The 13,168-nt window shown below is 37.6% G+C and carries 16 protein-coding genes and 1 riboswitch; all 16 genes read right to left on the reverse strand.

Going from position 1 to position 13,168, the window contains the following annotated elements:
- Positions 1 to 520 precede the first annotated feature (520 nt).
- The 16 genes from sufB to MHH66_RS24980 all read right to left on the reverse strand — a co-directional run bounded on the left by sufB (position 521) and on the right by MHH66_RS24980 (position 13,088).
- On the reverse strand, positions 521 to 1,918 hold the full coding sequence (gene sufB / locus MHH66_RS24905) for a Fe-S cluster assembly protein SufB (protein ID WP_002015928.1): 1,398 nt from the start codon (positions 1,916 to 1,918) through the stop codon (positions 521 to 523).
- A 48-nt stretch (positions 1,919 to 1,966) separates the two neighbouring features.
- The gene (sufU, locus tag MHH66_RS24910; protein ID WP_002089369.1) at positions 1,967 to 2,398 is read right to left on the reverse strand and encodes a Fe-S cluster assembly sulfur transfer protein SufU; all 432 of its coding nucleotides are present in this window, start codon (positions 2,396 to 2,398) and stop codon (positions 1,967 to 1,969) included.
- On the reverse strand, positions 2,388 to 3,608 hold the full coding sequence (gene sufS, locus MHH66_RS24915) for a cysteine desulfurase SufS (protein WP_002015930.1): 1,221 nt from the start codon (positions 3,606 to 3,608) through the stop codon (positions 2,388 to 2,390). Before sufS ends, sufU begins: the two co-directional genes overlap by 11 nt.
- Positions 3,608 to 4,900, reverse strand: a complete 1,293-nt coding sequence (sufD, locus tag MHH66_RS24920; protein WP_016102222.1) for a Fe-S cluster assembly protein SufD — start codon at positions 4,898 to 4,900, stop codon at positions 3,608 to 3,610. The genes sufS and sufD overlap by 1 nt, the downstream gene beginning before the upstream one ends.
- Positions 4,901 to 4,915: 15 nt before the next feature.
- The gene (sufC, locus tag MHH66_RS24925; protein WP_002015933.1) at positions 4,916 to 5,701 is read right to left on the reverse strand and encodes a Fe-S cluster assembly ATPase SufC; all 786 of its coding nucleotides are present in this window, start codon (positions 5,699 to 5,701) and stop codon (positions 4,916 to 4,918) included.
- A gap of 237 nt (positions 5,702 to 5,938) precedes the next feature.
- On the reverse strand, positions 5,939 to 6,745 hold the full coding sequence (gene metQ / locus MHH66_RS24930) for a methionine ABC transporter substrate-binding lipoprotein MetQ (RefSeq protein WP_078185106.1): 807 nt from the start codon (positions 6,743 to 6,745) through the stop codon (positions 5,939 to 5,941).
- Positions 6,746 to 6,816: 71 nt separating this feature from the next.
- On the reverse strand, positions 6,817 to 7,629 hold the full coding sequence (metQ, locus tag MHH66_RS24935; protein WP_002015935.1) for a methionine ABC transporter substrate-binding lipoprotein MetQ: 813 nt from the start codon (positions 7,627 to 7,629) through the stop codon (positions 6,817 to 6,819).
- Between the two features lie 22 nt (positions 7,630 to 7,651).
- Positions 7,652 to 8,317 (reverse strand): methionine ABC transporter permease, encoded by a 666-nt coding sequence (locus MHH66_RS24940; protein ID WP_002129754.1) that lies wholly within the window; start codon positions 8,315 to 8,317, stop codon positions 7,652 to 7,654.
- Positions 8,310 to 9,335: a methionine ABC transporter ATP-binding protein gene (locus MHH66_RS24945; RefSeq protein WP_061673671.1), complete on the reverse strand. Its 1,026-nt coding sequence runs from the start codon at positions 9,333 to 9,335 to the stop codon at positions 8,310 to 8,312. Before MHH66_RS24945 ends, MHH66_RS24940 begins: the two co-directional genes overlap by 8 nt.
- Positions 9,336 to 9,643: 308 nt before the next feature.
- Positions 9,644 to 9,751: riboswitch (SAM riboswitch) on the reverse strand.
- A gap of 125 nt (positions 9,752 to 9,876) precedes the next feature.
- The gene (locus MHH66_RS24950; RefSeq protein ID WP_002015939.1) at positions 9,877 to 10,221 is read right to left on the reverse strand and encodes a hypothetical protein; all 345 of its coding nucleotides are present in this window, start codon (positions 10,219 to 10,221) and stop codon (positions 9,877 to 9,879) included.
- Between the two features lie 152 nt (positions 10,222 to 10,373).
- The gene (locus tag MHH66_RS24955; RefSeq protein WP_002015940.1) at positions 10,374 to 10,682 is read right to left on the reverse strand and encodes a thioredoxin family protein; all 309 of its coding nucleotides are present in this window, start codon (positions 10,680 to 10,682) and stop codon (positions 10,374 to 10,376) included.
- Between the two features lie 3 nt (positions 10,683 to 10,685).
- A complete protein-coding gene (locus MHH66_RS24960; RefSeq protein WP_000640865.1) occupies positions 10,686 to 11,030 on the reverse strand; it encodes a toprim domain-containing protein in 345 nt (114 codons plus the stop codon).
- A 65-nt stretch (positions 11,031 to 11,095) separates the two neighbouring features.
- The gene (locus MHH66_RS24965; protein ID WP_165689467.1) at positions 11,096 to 11,422 is read right to left on the reverse strand and encodes a hypothetical protein; all 327 of its coding nucleotides are present in this window, start codon (positions 11,420 to 11,422) and stop codon (positions 11,096 to 11,098) included.
- Positions 11,423 to 11,525: 103 nt separating this feature from the next.
- A complete protein-coding gene (gene gcvH, locus MHH66_RS24970) occupies positions 11,526 to 11,909 on the reverse strand; it encodes a glycine cleavage system protein GcvH (RefSeq protein WP_000026895.1) in 384 nt (127 codons plus the stop codon).
- A gap of 41 nt (positions 11,910 to 11,950) precedes the next feature.
- Positions 11,951 to 12,316: an arsenate reductase family protein gene (locus MHH66_RS24975; protein ID WP_002129756.1), complete on the reverse strand. Its 366-nt coding sequence runs from the start codon at positions 12,314 to 12,316 to the stop codon at positions 11,951 to 11,953.
- 529 nt (positions 12,317 to 12,845) lie between these two features.
- On the reverse strand, positions 12,846 to 13,088 hold the full coding sequence (locus MHH66_RS24980; protein WP_002034629.1) for a DUF3937 family protein: 243 nt from the start codon (positions 13,086 to 13,088) through the stop codon (positions 12,846 to 12,848).
- Positions 13,089 to 13,168 lie beyond the last annotated feature (80 nt).

The following is a 13,168-nucleotide window of genomic DNA, read 5'->3' on the forward strand; positions in this document are numbered from 1 at the left end:
TTTACGCTATACGTACGCAATAATCCTGTAAATACTTTTCGTCTTTTCTTGCTATTCTACATTGTACTCGCATTATAAGAAAAAGCCAAAGATTGCCCTTTTAATATGGAAAACTTTATATTTTCTAATTTGTGGATTCTTTGCTGGATTTGTCAGTATCTTAGCCTTAATTACTTCTAGTTAATCGCCTTATGTATAGCGGGGGGCGGGGTATATAGCCCTCTCCTCTATGTAGTAATTTGTTGATAAATCGATATTCCTTGTCGAAACGTCGATATATTTGAATAATCGCTGATATATTTTACCGAACACCCACCTGGGTATCCCTTCCCAACCAGAGCTGCTTACCCAACACAAAAAAGCGCCCTGCACAGCAGGGCGCTTTCTTCATACATATATTATCCAGTTCCAGCGGCTAGACCCTCATGTCTAAGAACCTTCCGCACCAGAAGATAAAAAGCATCTTCTGTGCGAAAGAACCTTAGCCAACGGGTCTGAACAGTCGGCTCCGCATTTCTATTTAACCAATAGAACCTTCCATCTCAAACTTGATTAGGCGGTTCATTTCAACTGCGTATTCCATTGGAAGTTCGCGAGTGAATGGCTCGATGAAGCCCATTACGATCATTTCTGTAGCTTCTTGCTCAGAAATACCGCGGCTCATTAGGTAGAATAATTGTTCTTCTGATACTTTAGATACTTTCGCTTCGTGCTCAAGTGAAACGTAATCGTTTTTGATTTCGTTGTAAGGAATTGTATCAGATGTAGATTGGTTATCCATGATTAACGTGTCACACTCGATGTTAGAGCGAGAGTTTTTCGCTTTTGGTCCGAATTGTACGATACCACGGTAAGTTACTTTACCACCATGCTTCGCAATCGATTTAGAAACGATTGTTGAAGACGTGTTTGGTGCTAAGTGAATCATTTTCGCACCAGCATCTTGGTGTTGGCCTTTACCAGCAATCGCGATAGATAATGTTAAACCACGAGCGCCTTCGCCTTTTAAGATAACTGCTGGGTATTTCATCGTTAATTTAGATCCGATGTTACCGTCAATCCATTCCATCGTTGCGTTTTCTTCACAAACCGCACGTTTTGTAACTAGGTTGTATACGTTGTTCGCCCAGTTTTGGATTGTTGTATAACGGCAATATGCATCTTTTTTAATGATGATTTCTACTACCGCACTATGAAGTGAGTTAGTCGTGTAAACAGGTGCTGTACAACCTTCTACGTAGTGTACGTGTGCGCCTTCGTCTACGATGATAAGCGTACGCTCGAATTGTCCCATATTTTCAGAGTTAATACGGAAATACGCTTGAAGTGGTGTATCAACTTTAATACCTTTTGGAACGTAGATGAATGATCCACCAGACCAAACTGCAGAGTTTAATGCAGAGAATTTGTTGTCTGTTGGTGGGATTACTTTTCCGAAATGCTCACGGAAAATATCTTCGTTCTCTTTTAATGCGCTATCTGTATCTTTGAAGACGACTCCTAGATCTTCTAGGTCTTCTTTCATGTTGTGGTATACAACTTCAGATTCGTACTGTGCAGATACACCAGCTAAATATTTTTGCTCAGCTTCAGGAATACCTAATTTATCAAATGTCGCTTTAATTTCCTCAGGTACTTCATCCCAAGACTTCTCAGATTTCTCAGATGGTTTTACGTAGTACGTAATTTCATCGAAATCTAAGTCGTTTAAGTCGCCGCCCCATTGTGGCATTGGCATTTCATAGAACTTATCCAGTGATTTTAAACGGAAGTCTAACATCCACTGTGGTTCTTCTTTCATACGTGAAATCTCTTCAACGATCTCTTTTGTTAAACCGCGTCCAGCACGGAAAATCGAAACGTCTTTATCCTTGAAACCATATTTATAATCGCCGATATCTGGCAGTTGCTTCGCCATGTTGGTGTGTCCCTCCTTATATAACCTCGTTTTTAGGAACCTTTAACATTACTTATCTTCGTTTAAGCCCTTTTCTAACGCTTTCCACGCTAATGTTGCACATTTAATACGTGCCGGGAACTTGCATACGCCTTGTAATGCTTCAATATCTCCTAAATCAATGCTGTCATCATACTCTTTTCCTAGCATCATGTCAGAGAAAATTTTAGAAAGCTTAAGAGCCTCTTCAATTTTCTTTCCTTTTACTGCTTGTGTCATCATTGAAGCTGAAGACATTGAAATTGAACATCCTTCGCCTTCAAACTTCGCTTCTTGTACAATACCCTCTTCTACTTTCATCGTAAGTTGAATACGATCGCCGCAAGTTGGATTGTTCAAGTTAACGGTAACACTATCTTCTAACACGCCATGGTTACGAGGATTTTTGTAATGATCCATAATAACTTGACGATATAACGTATCTAAATTATTAAATGACATTTGTGAAATACTCCTTTGTCTTGATTAGCGATTCAACAAATGTATCAATTTCTTCTTTTGTATTATATAAATAGAAGCTCGCACGTGCTGTAGAAGAAGCTTTTAGCCACTTCATAAGTGGTTGTGCACAGTGATGTCCTGCGCGAACCGCAATGCCTTCTACATCTAATACAGTTGCTACATCGTGAGGATGTACGTCTTCAATATTAAATGTAACTAGACCAGCGCGATGCTTTGGACCATAAATTGTAACGCCATCTACTTCTGATAGTCTCTCTAAAGCGTATTGCGCTAATTCATGTTCATGCTTTTCAATATTATGAAGACCGATTTCTTCTAGGAAATCAATTGCCGCACCAAGTCCGATTGCATTACCGATAATCGGTGTACCTGCTTCGAACTTCCACGGAAGCTCTTTCCAAGTAGACTCTTGTAAGTCTACGAAATCAATCATTTCACCACCAAATTCAATTGGTTCCATATTGTTTAGCAATTCTTTCTTACCATATAATACGCCGACACCTGTTGGTCCGCACATCTTATGAGCAGATAATGCGTAGAAATCACAGTTTAAATCTTGTACATCCACTTTCATATGAGGTGCACTTTGTGCTCCATCAACGATCATGATTGCACCGTTTTCATGTGCGATTGCTCCGATTTCTTTTACAGGATTAATCGTTCCAAGTACGTTAGAAACGTGCATGATAGAAACGATTTTTGTATTCGGTGTAACTGTTTGACGAACATCTTCTAAAGAAATTGTACCGTCTAGTTGAAGCGGAAGGTATTTTAAAGTTGCACCAGTTTTCTTCGCAACTTGTTGCCACGGAATGATGTTACTATGGTGCTCCATGTAAGAGATGACGATTTCATCGCCTTCTTTTACATTATCAAGACCATAGCTAGCTGCTACTGTATTTAATGCAGTTGTCGTTCCGCGCGTGAAAATAATCTCTTCCATTGATTTCGCATTAATAAACTTGCGAACTTTCTCACGTGCACCTTCATACGCGTCGGTAGCTTTCGTACCGAGCGTATGAACACCGCGATGCACGTTAGAATTATATTCTTTATAGTAACGTTCTAACGTTTCAATGACTTGAATTGGTTTTTGAGAAGTTGCTGCACTATCGAAATAAACAAGTTGTTTGCCGTTCACTTTTTGATCAAGAATTGGAAACTGTTTGCGTATTTCATGAATATTCATTAGCGAACTTTCCTTTCAATTACCTCAACAAGCTGTGCCTTTACTCCTTCAATTGGAAGCTCATTTACTACAGGTGCTAAGAATCCATGGATGACTAAACGTTCTGCTTCGCGTTTTGGAATCCCACGGCTCATCAAGTAGTATAATTGGTATGGATCTACGCGGCCTACTGAAGCTGCGTGACCTGCCATTACATCATCTTCATCGATTAAAAGAATTGGGTTTGCATCACCGCGAGCTTTCTCATCTAACATAAGAACGCGAGAAGATTGTTGTGCATTTGATTTAGATGCACCGTGTTCAATCTTACCAATTCCATTAAAGATAGATGTTGCACTATCTTTTTGTACACCGTGTTTTAAAATCCAACCTTCAGAGTGTTTACCGAAGTGAACAACTTTAGTTGTAAAGTTTTGTGTTTGGTTACCACGACCAATTGTTACTGTTTTTGTATCAGCATATGATCCGTCGCCCATTAAGTTCGTAACGTTCTCTGAGATTGTATTTCCGTCATTCATAAGGCCTAGAGCCCAATCAATGCGGCCGTCGCGTCCAACAATTCCGCGGCGGTTAACGTAAGTTGTTACGTTTTTTGCTAATAGATCAACCGCACCGAATTTCACTTGTGCGCCTTGTTCCACGATTACTTCTGCTACGATATTTGCAATACCTTTAGCATTTTCATTTGCAACGTAGTTTTCTACATATGTTGCAGTACTGTTCGCATCAGCTACGAATAATACGTGGTTATATACGTTAGCTTCTTCGCCGTCTACTAAGAATACAGCTTGAAGTGGAGTTTCAAGAACAACGTTTTTCGGAACATATACGAATGCACCGCCGTTGATTAATGCAGCATGAAGTGCAGTTAGACGATGCTCGTCTACTTTCACGCCGTCTTTCATTAAGTACTTTTGTACTAATTCAGCATGCTCTGTTGCAGCTGTTACGATGTCTGTAAAAATAACACCTTTTTCTTTTGCTTCGTCTGCTAAAGAAACGAAAGCAGTTGTACCAGTACGTTGTACTAATACGCTGTTATTTTCATCGATTAAGTTTTTCACTGCTTCTGGAAGCTCTGTTAAAGAACTTACAGGCTCTTGCTTAGCAGCGTCGCCTTTTCCGATAAAGTCCCATTTTTCAATTTTCGTTTTATCAGGCGTTGGCATTGGAAGTTCAGTTGCTTGTGCAAGAGCTTGTAAGCGGAACTCAGTCAACCAAGCAGCTTCGTTTACTTCGCTTGCGCGCTGACGGATTGTTTCTTGATCGAAAGGTAATGTACCGATTGTCATGTTTATGCTCCTCTCTTACGCTTCTTGCTCTGCTGTTTCGTCTTCAATACCTAATTCTTTTTTAATCCAGTCGTAACCTTCAGCTTCTAGACGTTGTGCAAGCTCAGGGCCACCAGATTTAACGATACGACCGTTCATCATAACGTGAACGAAGTCTGGAGTGATGTAGTTTAATAAACGTTGGTAATGCGTAATCATTAGGCAGCCGAACTCTTCGCCGCGCATTTGGTTAATACCTTTAGATACAACTTTTAATGCATCGATATCAAGACCTGAGTCGATTTCATCTAAGATTGCGATTTTTGGCTCAATCATCATTAATTGAAGAATTTCGTTACGTTTTTTCTCTCCACCAGAGAAACCTTCGTTTAAGTAACGTTGTGCCATTTCTGGATCCATTTCTAGGAATTCCATGTTTTTATCTAATGTACGGATAAATTTCATAAGAGAAATTTCTTCGCCTTCTTCACGACGTGCATTAATTGCAGAACGTAAGAAGTCAGCGTTTGTTACTCCGCTAATTTCACTTGGATATTGCATTGCTAAGAATAGACCTGCTAGTGCGCGCTCGTCTACTTCCATTTCTAATACATCTTCACCGTCGATGATGATGCTACCTTCTGTTACTTCATACTTTGGGTGACCCATAATCGCAGAAGATAAAGTTGATTTACCTGTTCCGTTAGGTCCCATAATTGCGTGGATTTCTCCACCTTTTACTTCAAGGTTTACACCTTTTAAAATTTCTTTACCGTCGATTGATACGTGTAAGTCTTTAACCGTTAATGTAGAACCAGCCATCTCAATACCTCCATTAATCCTCTATATACATTTTAAAAATTACTAAAACGTTCATATTCTCATTTTATTCTCATTCTAATCTTATAGCAAATAAAATGATATCGCAAACACTAAGAAAATGTAACAATTTTTTCACAAATGTATATAAGTATTTCCTTTACATCCTCTTATGATACACCTTTCTTCTTATATATATAAAGAAAAAAGGACTGGATTATCCCCAGCCCTTTCCAGCACCTATTCGTTCACAGGAAGTACAGCACCTTTATATTCTTTGTTAATAAAATCTTGAATTTCTTTTGAATGTAGCACTTCTACTAGCTCTTTAATTTCTTTTTTCTTCTCGTCACCTTTACGAACTGCGATAATATTTGCGTAAGGAGAGTCTGATCCTTCAATTGCGATTGCATCCTTTGTTGGATTTAATTTCGCATCAATTGCGTAGTTTGAATTAATAAATAAAGCATCACCTTCATTGTTTTCGTACAGCTTCGGTGAAAGTCCAGGTTCTACATCTGTTTTAAACTTTAAATTTTTCGGATTTTCTACAACATCTTTTACTGTTGCTTTAACAACATCTACACCGTCTTTTAATTTAATAACGCCGCCTTTTTGTAACAATACGAGCATACGGCCACGCTCCGCTACGTTATTACTCATAATAACTGTTCCGCCATCTGGAAGTTCTTTTAAGCTTTTATATTTCTTAGAATAAATGCCCATTGGCTCTAAATGAATTTTTCCTGCATTTACAATTTTGTATCCTTTTTCTTGAATCTCTTTATCTAAATAAGGGATATGTTGAAAATAATTTGCATCGATTTCTTTATCAGCTAATGCCTTATTTGGTAAAACATAATCCTGGAATTTTTTTATCTCTAACTTAATGCCCTTTTTCTCTAATATTGGCTGTGCCTTTTCTAAAATAACAGCGTGCGGTATATTAGAAGCGCCAACGACAAGCTTATTCTCATCTTTCCCCCCGCAAGCAGCTAATGTAAATACAGACAGTGCTGTAACAACTGACAATAGAATCTTTTTCATATGATGTCCCCTTCTCCCCTATAGTTATGTAGTAAAAAAAGGACCGGCATACACCAGCCCTTTTTCCGCAATTATTCTTTTACAGGAACAACTGCCCCTTTATATTCTTTAGTAATAAAGTCTTCAATTTCTTTAGAATGCAGTACTTCTATAAGAGCTTTAATCTCTTTTTTATCTTTATCGCCTTTACGAACAGCTACTACGTTTGCGTATGGAGAATCATTTCCTTCAATTGCAATCGCGTCTTTTTCTGGGTTTAATTTCGCATCAATTGCATAGTTAGAATTAATTAGAACCGCATCGCCTTCTTTATTGTTATACACTTGTGGCAATAAACCAGGCTCGATATCTGTTTTGAACTTTAAGTTTTTCGGATTATCCGCAATATCTTTTGGAGTTGCTTTAACTGGCTCTACTCCGTCTTTAATTTTTAAAATGCCTTCTTTTTGTAAAATTGCTAAACCACGACCATGATCAGTAACAGAATTACTCATAATAATCGTCGCCCCGTTTGGAAGTTCTTTTAAGCTCTTATATTTTTGAGAATACACACCAATCGGTTCTAAATGAATTTTTCCTGCTATTTCAAAATCATATTTCTTATCTTTGATCTCTTTTTCTAAATACGGAATGTGCTGAAAGTAGTTTGCATCTAATTCTTTATCTGCTAACGATTTATTCGGTAACACGTAGTCTTGGAATTTTTTAATTTCTAACTCAATTCCTTTTTTCTCAAGTAACGGTTTTGCCTTTTCTAAAATTTCAGCGTGCGGTACGTTAGAAGCACCAACAACAAGTTTCTTTTCATCTTTATCTTTCCCGCCACAAGCAGCTAACCCAAAAATTGAAGTTGAAATAAGTGCTGTAAGTAATAATTTTTTCATTTGAAATATCCCCCTGTTTTCATTATCTTTTATCTATTCGAGTCGTTAAACTATCACCAATCCACTGAATTAAAAATACAACGAGTAATACACAAATTGTCGCAACGATTGTTACATCGTTATTTCCACGCTGGAATCCCTCTAAGTAAGCAAGTGTTCCAAGACCACCAGCACCAACAACACCTGCCATTGCTGTATAGCCGACTAAAGCAATAGTCGTAACCGTAATACCAGATACTAACGCTGGTAACGATTCTGGAATTAACACCTTCAAAATAATTGTGCTTGTTTTTGCTCCCATCGCTTTTGAAGCTTCAATTACACCTTTATCAATTTCACGAAGTGCGATTTCAACCATTCTCGCGTAAAACGGTGCCGCTCCAATAATTAAAGCTGGCAGCGCTGCACTCGCTCCGAGTATTGTTCCAAGAAGAATCTTTGTGAACGGGATTAATAAAATAATTAAAATGATGAACGGTATAGAACGGAAAATGTTTACGAACGCTCCAATCACCGTATTAATCGCTTTATTTTCCCATAAATTATCTTTCGCTGTCATAAAGAGTAATAGTCCTAAAATAAGTCCTAAAACAAATGTGGCAAGCGCTGCGATTGCCGTCATATATAACGTTTCACCAGTTGCTTCTAACATTTGATTCCAATCAATATTTGCGATTAACTTATCCATGTGCAATCACCTCCAGCTCTACTTGATCTTGATGAATCCCTTCTATTGCTTGCTGGATCGCTGTTTCTTCACCATTTAAATGAACGACTAAACTTCCGTAAGAGCCGTTATTCGTTTGCGCGATATTTCCTTGCAAAATGCTAACTTCTATATCACCGCGCTGCATTAACCTTTGAAGTACCGGTCTTTCTACCGCTTCACCGACAAACTGCAAACGAATTACTTTTCCATCTGGATACTTTTCTATTAAACTTTCAATCGTTTCATTCGTATCTTCAGAATCAGTTAACTGCTGTACAAATCGTTTTGTAATGTCTTGCTGTGGATTACGGAATACGTCAAGTACTGGACCCGTTTCTACGATCTTCCCTTTCTCCATTACAGCAACTCGATTACAAATTTTGCGAATAACGTGCATCTCATGCGTAATCAATACAATTGTTAAGCCGAGACGCTTATTAATATCTAACAATAAATCTAAAATTTGATCTGTCGTTTCCGGATCAAGAGCTGACGTTGCTTCATCACATAAAAGTACTTGTGGATTATTTGCTAACGCTCTTGCAATCCCGACGCGCTGCTTTTGTCCACCACTTAGCTGAGATGGGTACGCGTCTCCTCTTCCTTCTAATCCAACAAGATGAATTAACTCATCGACACGTTTTCTTCTCTCCGCCTTATCGACACCTGCAATTTCAAGTGGGAATGCGATATTTTCACGCACAGTTCGTGACCAAAGTAAGTTGAAATGCTGAAAAATCATTCCGATTTCTTGTCTTGCCTTACGAAGTTCATTTCCAGTAATCGCTGAAATCACACGATTCGCAATTGTAATTTGGCCAGAAGTTGGTTTCTCTAACTGATTAAACAATCTGATTAACGAACTTTTCCCAGCGCCACTATATCCAATAACACCAAATATTTCGCCTTTCTCTATTTGTAAGTTGGCGTTATCTACAGCAGTGACATCACCGCTTTTTGCCTTATATATTTTCTTTACATTTTCTAATAAAATCATGATGTTCACCCCTTTTTTGTTTAAAAAGCGTAAGCGGCTCATTTAGAACAAGAGGGCGTTGGAATCCCAGACGTAGAGGCGCTTTTTGCCTCATAGGAAGGGATGAAACGACCGACTGTTCTAGCCGCTGGAGCTGGATTTCATAAAACTTTGGATAGACTCCGCATTTTTTTATTTTTCATGCGTGTAGTCCATCGTTATAGCTCCTCTTATTATTTGAATGTCCTCCGCATTCAAACAACAAAAAACCTTTCCGCTTCTAGAGAAGCAGAAAGGTTTATATGCGTATATAACAACATTATCCCTCTCTCTCATCTCTCAAAGCATTTGCTTTGCAGGAATTGGCACCATTTCAACATAAGTTGACGGTTGCCGGGCTTCACAGGGCACAGTCCCTCCACCTCTCTTAATAAGAGAAATCAGATTAAATTTTCGTCTGATTTAAAATTTATGAAATTGTCTATATTTTATGAATTGAATTGTATCAATATCCACACGCTCTGTCAACAGAAATTTTCGTAAAAAAAGAAACTTCAGAATTTTAAGCTCCGACTGACATCGGTTTACATATATGAAACATCGATTCAACTAATAACATCGTTCGATACGTTCCAGAATATTGTACCCGTCCATCACTCATTAACTTTTGCAACCTCATATTTCCAGTCACTAATTTTTGTACATCCTCTTCCTCTAAACAAACGATTTGTTCCGTTCCTCTCGCCTCTTTCAAAAGTTCTATATAATCTCTTGAAATTTGTAACGAACAGCATTCATCTCCAAAACGAAAATTAACAGTTCTTTCTCCTTGCCTTAAAAGCGGTTCTAAATGATATTGACCATTAGCGTAATTTACAAATGATTGAAGCAAAGAATATAATTTCATCCTAAACCACATCCCTCATATCACTTTCTATTACATACCATTCCCTCTTATTAAAGGGCAATCCTGTTATTTTCGCTCGACAAATACTGTATCTATCACGCATGTCGACATATTTCCCAAGAAATATGTCGAGGCGGCAAAAACTTTGCCGCCTACTTTAATTCCGTATATAAATATTCCACCGAATGAAATGCATATATTTTCTTCATCAGTGTCCCATTTTCAAAAATAAGTAAACACGGTACACTTTCTATCCCATACTCTTTCGCTAAATGCGGGGCATAATTTAAATCTAACATTCCAATTTTCAAATCTTCAATCGTCATCTCAACGACCGTTAACATCTTCTTTGCCAATTGGCATGTTCCACACATTGGTGTATACACATATAACACTGTTTTTTCTTCATTTCCTATTAGGGCTGTAGCTTCGGCACCTGTCCAATCAATCACTTCTATCATTCCTTACCGTAAATATTCTGTATAAACGTCAATGTCTGCTCCCCATAATACATTTGCTAAATGTGAAGAAGGTGCAGTCGCCACCTCGCGATACGAGCGATCAATATAAATATGCTCTGCTTGCGGAAATTCTTTTCGGAATTGTTTCCTTAACTTTTCTCCTGCATCATCAGCATCCACTAGCACATATACGTCCTTATCAAAAAATTGATCAATGAGCTCATCCATTTTCGACAAACCAATTGTACCATTTGTACAAACAATTTCCACTGGTTCACGAATAATAGATTCAATCTTTCTTCTATCCGATTTACCTTCTACAATAATGACTTTTTCCACATAAATCATATGTCATCACCCGATCACCATATACTATACAACCTTTAACTTAGTATATAGTATATTCGTTATTTTCATGTTGTTTCCTGTTTATTTTTGCAAAAGAAAAGCGCAAGCGGCTCGCTCAGAACAAGAGAGCACCCGAACTCCTGAACTAGAGGCGCTTTTTGTCTCAAGTGAAGGAGTGAAATGACCGACTGTTCTAGCCGCTGGAGCTGGACAAAGAAAAGCGCAAGCGGCTCGCTCAGAACAGGAGAGCACCCGAACTCCTGAACTTGAGGCGCTTTTTGCCTCGCAGGAAGACGCGAAGCCACCAAACAATCTAGCCGCTGGAGCTGGATCATAACGAAAAGCTCAAGCGGCTTGCTCAGCATGAAGCCTCCATGAAAAAAGTTTTTCAAAAACGTTCTCCTACATAATAATTAATATATATGTTTTTAAATTCATTATGTACACAACATAAAAAAGGACAGCACAAAGGCTGTCCTTTTTCTTCGACTATAATTAGTCTTGGTTTGTCATTTCTGCATATTTTTCTGCAGTTAATAACTTCTCAACTTGGCTTGCATCAGAAAGTTCAACTTTAACCATCCATGCACCCTCGTATGGAGATTCGTTAACTAGTTCTGGTTGGTCACTTAATTCTTCGTTTACTGCTACAACTTTACCACTTACAGGTGCGTATAATTCAGAAACTGTTTTAACAGATTCTACGCTTCCGAATGGCTCGTCAGCTTGGATTGTTGCACCTACTTCAGGAAGTTCAACGAATACGATATCGCCTAACTCACCTTGCGCAAAATGAGTAATACCGATAACAACCGCATTACCTTCTGTTTTTACCCATTCGTGTTCTTCAGAGTAACGTAAATTATTTGGAATGCTCATGACTGTACCTCCAGTGAATGTATTAATTATGTAAAAATACCTTATTGGTACTTTTTCCACACACTTTCAAACTGCTCTTCGTTAAAACCAAGTGTTACACTCGTTCCATCTGTTACAATTGGACGTTTAATCAACATGCCATCAGATGCTAAAAGCTCATACATTTCGTCTTCGCTTGCATCCTTTAACTTATCTTTTAAACCAAGTTCGCGGTAGCGCATTCCACTTGTATTAAAGAATTTTTTTAATGGTAATTCACTTTTCTCATGTAAATTACGTAAATCTTCTTTTGACGGTGGATTTTCAACAATATGAATCATCTCATATGCTACATCGTTTGCCTCAAACCATTTCTTTGCTTTTTGACATGTGCCACACTTTGGATATGAATAAAATGTTACTGTCATAAATTCACCTACTTTTTTACTAACCTTTACCTTTATCATATAGAAAACGTTTTATTATTTCAAACGATTATTCGCTAAACTTTTACTTATTTCGTGATAATTTTTAATAATCCTGCTAATTTTTCTTATTTTTCCGCCATTTGTTAAGAAAAAATAAATATATAAATTTTTTTAGATTCTTCTCGCATCCCTCCCCGAACATACATCTTAAACAAACGTTTGATTAACTCCCTATTTTTCTTTGTTAACCCTTGAGCCGTATCGATTTCTGCCTACCGAACATACATCTTAAACAAACGTTTGATTAATTCCCCATTTTTCTTTGTTAGCCCTTGAGCTGCATCGGTTTCTTCTTATCGAACATATATCTTAAACAAACGTTTATTTAACCATTTCAGCCTATAGTCACAAAACCTGGAAACGCTTTACATGACAAAGGCGTACAGATAAAAGGAACTAACGATTTTGGCCGTAATAATGAGAGTATTCCATAATGTCGAAGAAATTACTGCAAAGAAAAAAGACGCATTTAAATGGATGCGTCTTTTGGAGATGTTTCTTTTGTGAAATCATATAAAGCAATTGCGCCTAAAATAACCAATATACTTTCAGGGGCATCTAACAAAATAGTTCTCCAAGTTTCTGATATTACCCATTTAATACCTGCCGCTGATTCAAGATATGCTTGAAAATAACTGATTGTAAAATCAATTATAAATAAACATACAAGTAATGTTAGACCAAATCGAATTAATTTCTTGTTTTTAAACATGTAACACCTCTCAAAATTCATTGAATATTTCTGAGTTCATTTCTATATATTAAAAAATCCCTATATTTAATTTCAACATA

It is taken from the genome of Bacillus sp. FSL H8-0492, assembly GCF_038006145.1.
GTDB lineage: Bacteria > Bacillota > Bacilli > Bacillales > Bacillaceae_G > Bacillus_A > Bacillus_A mycoides.

Bases quoted from the DNA above. Each gene is read 5' to 3' on its own strand.
- sufB (WP_002015928.1), bottom strand. From the start codon at position 1,918: ATGGCGAAGCAACTGCCAGATATCGGCGATTATAAATATGGTTTCAAG.
- sufU (WP_002089369.1), bottom strand. From the start codon at position 2,398: ATGTCATTTAATAATTTAGATACGTTATATCGTCAAGTTATTATGGAT.
- sufS (WP_002015930.1), bottom strand. From the start codon at position 3,608: ATGAATATTCATGAAATACGCAAACAGTTTCCAATTCTTGATCAAAAA.
- sufD (WP_016102222.1), bottom strand. From the start codon at position 4,900: ATGACAATCGGTACATTACCTTTCGATCAAGAAACAATCCGTCAGCGC.
- sufC (WP_002015933.1), bottom strand. From the start codon at position 5,701: ATGGCTGGTTCTACATTAACGGTTAAAGACTTACACGTATCAATCGAC.
- metQ (WP_078185106.1), bottom strand. From the start codon at position 6,745: ATGAAAAAGATTCTATTGTCAGTTGTTACAGCACTGTCTGTATTTACA.
- metQ (WP_002015935.1), bottom strand. From the start codon at position 7,629: ATGAAAAAATTATTACTTACAGCACTTATTTCAACTTCAATTTTTGGG.
- MHH66_RS24940 (WP_002129754.1), bottom strand. From the start codon at position 8,317: ATGGATAAGTTAATCGCAAATATTGATTGGAATCAAATGTTAGAAGCA.
- MHH66_RS24945 (WP_061673671.1), bottom strand. From the start codon at position 9,335: ATGATTTTATTAGAAAATGTAAAGAAAATATATAAGGCAAAAAGCGGT.
- MHH66_RS24950 (WP_002015939.1), bottom strand. From the start codon at position 10,221: ATGAAATTATATTCTTTGCTTCAATCATTTGTAAATTACGCTAATGGT.
- MHH66_RS24955 (WP_002015940.1), bottom strand. From the start codon at position 10,682: ATGATAGAAGTGATTGATTGGACAGGTGCCGAAGCTACAGCCCTAATA.
- MHH66_RS24960 (WP_000640865.1), bottom strand. From the start codon at position 11,030: ATGATTTATGTGGAAAAAGTCATTATTGTAGAAGGTAAATCGGATAGA.
- gcvH (WP_000026895.1), bottom strand. From the start codon at position 11,909: ATGAGCATTCCAAATAATTTACGTTACTCTGAAGAACACGAATGGGTA.
- MHH66_RS24975 (WP_002129756.1), bottom strand. From the start codon at position 12,316: ATGACAGTAACATTTTATTCATATCCAAAGTGTGGCACATGTCAAAAA.
- MHH66_RS24980 (WP_002034629.1), bottom strand. From the start codon at position 13,088: ATGTTTAAAAACAAGAAATTAATTCGATTTGGTCTAACATTACTTGTA.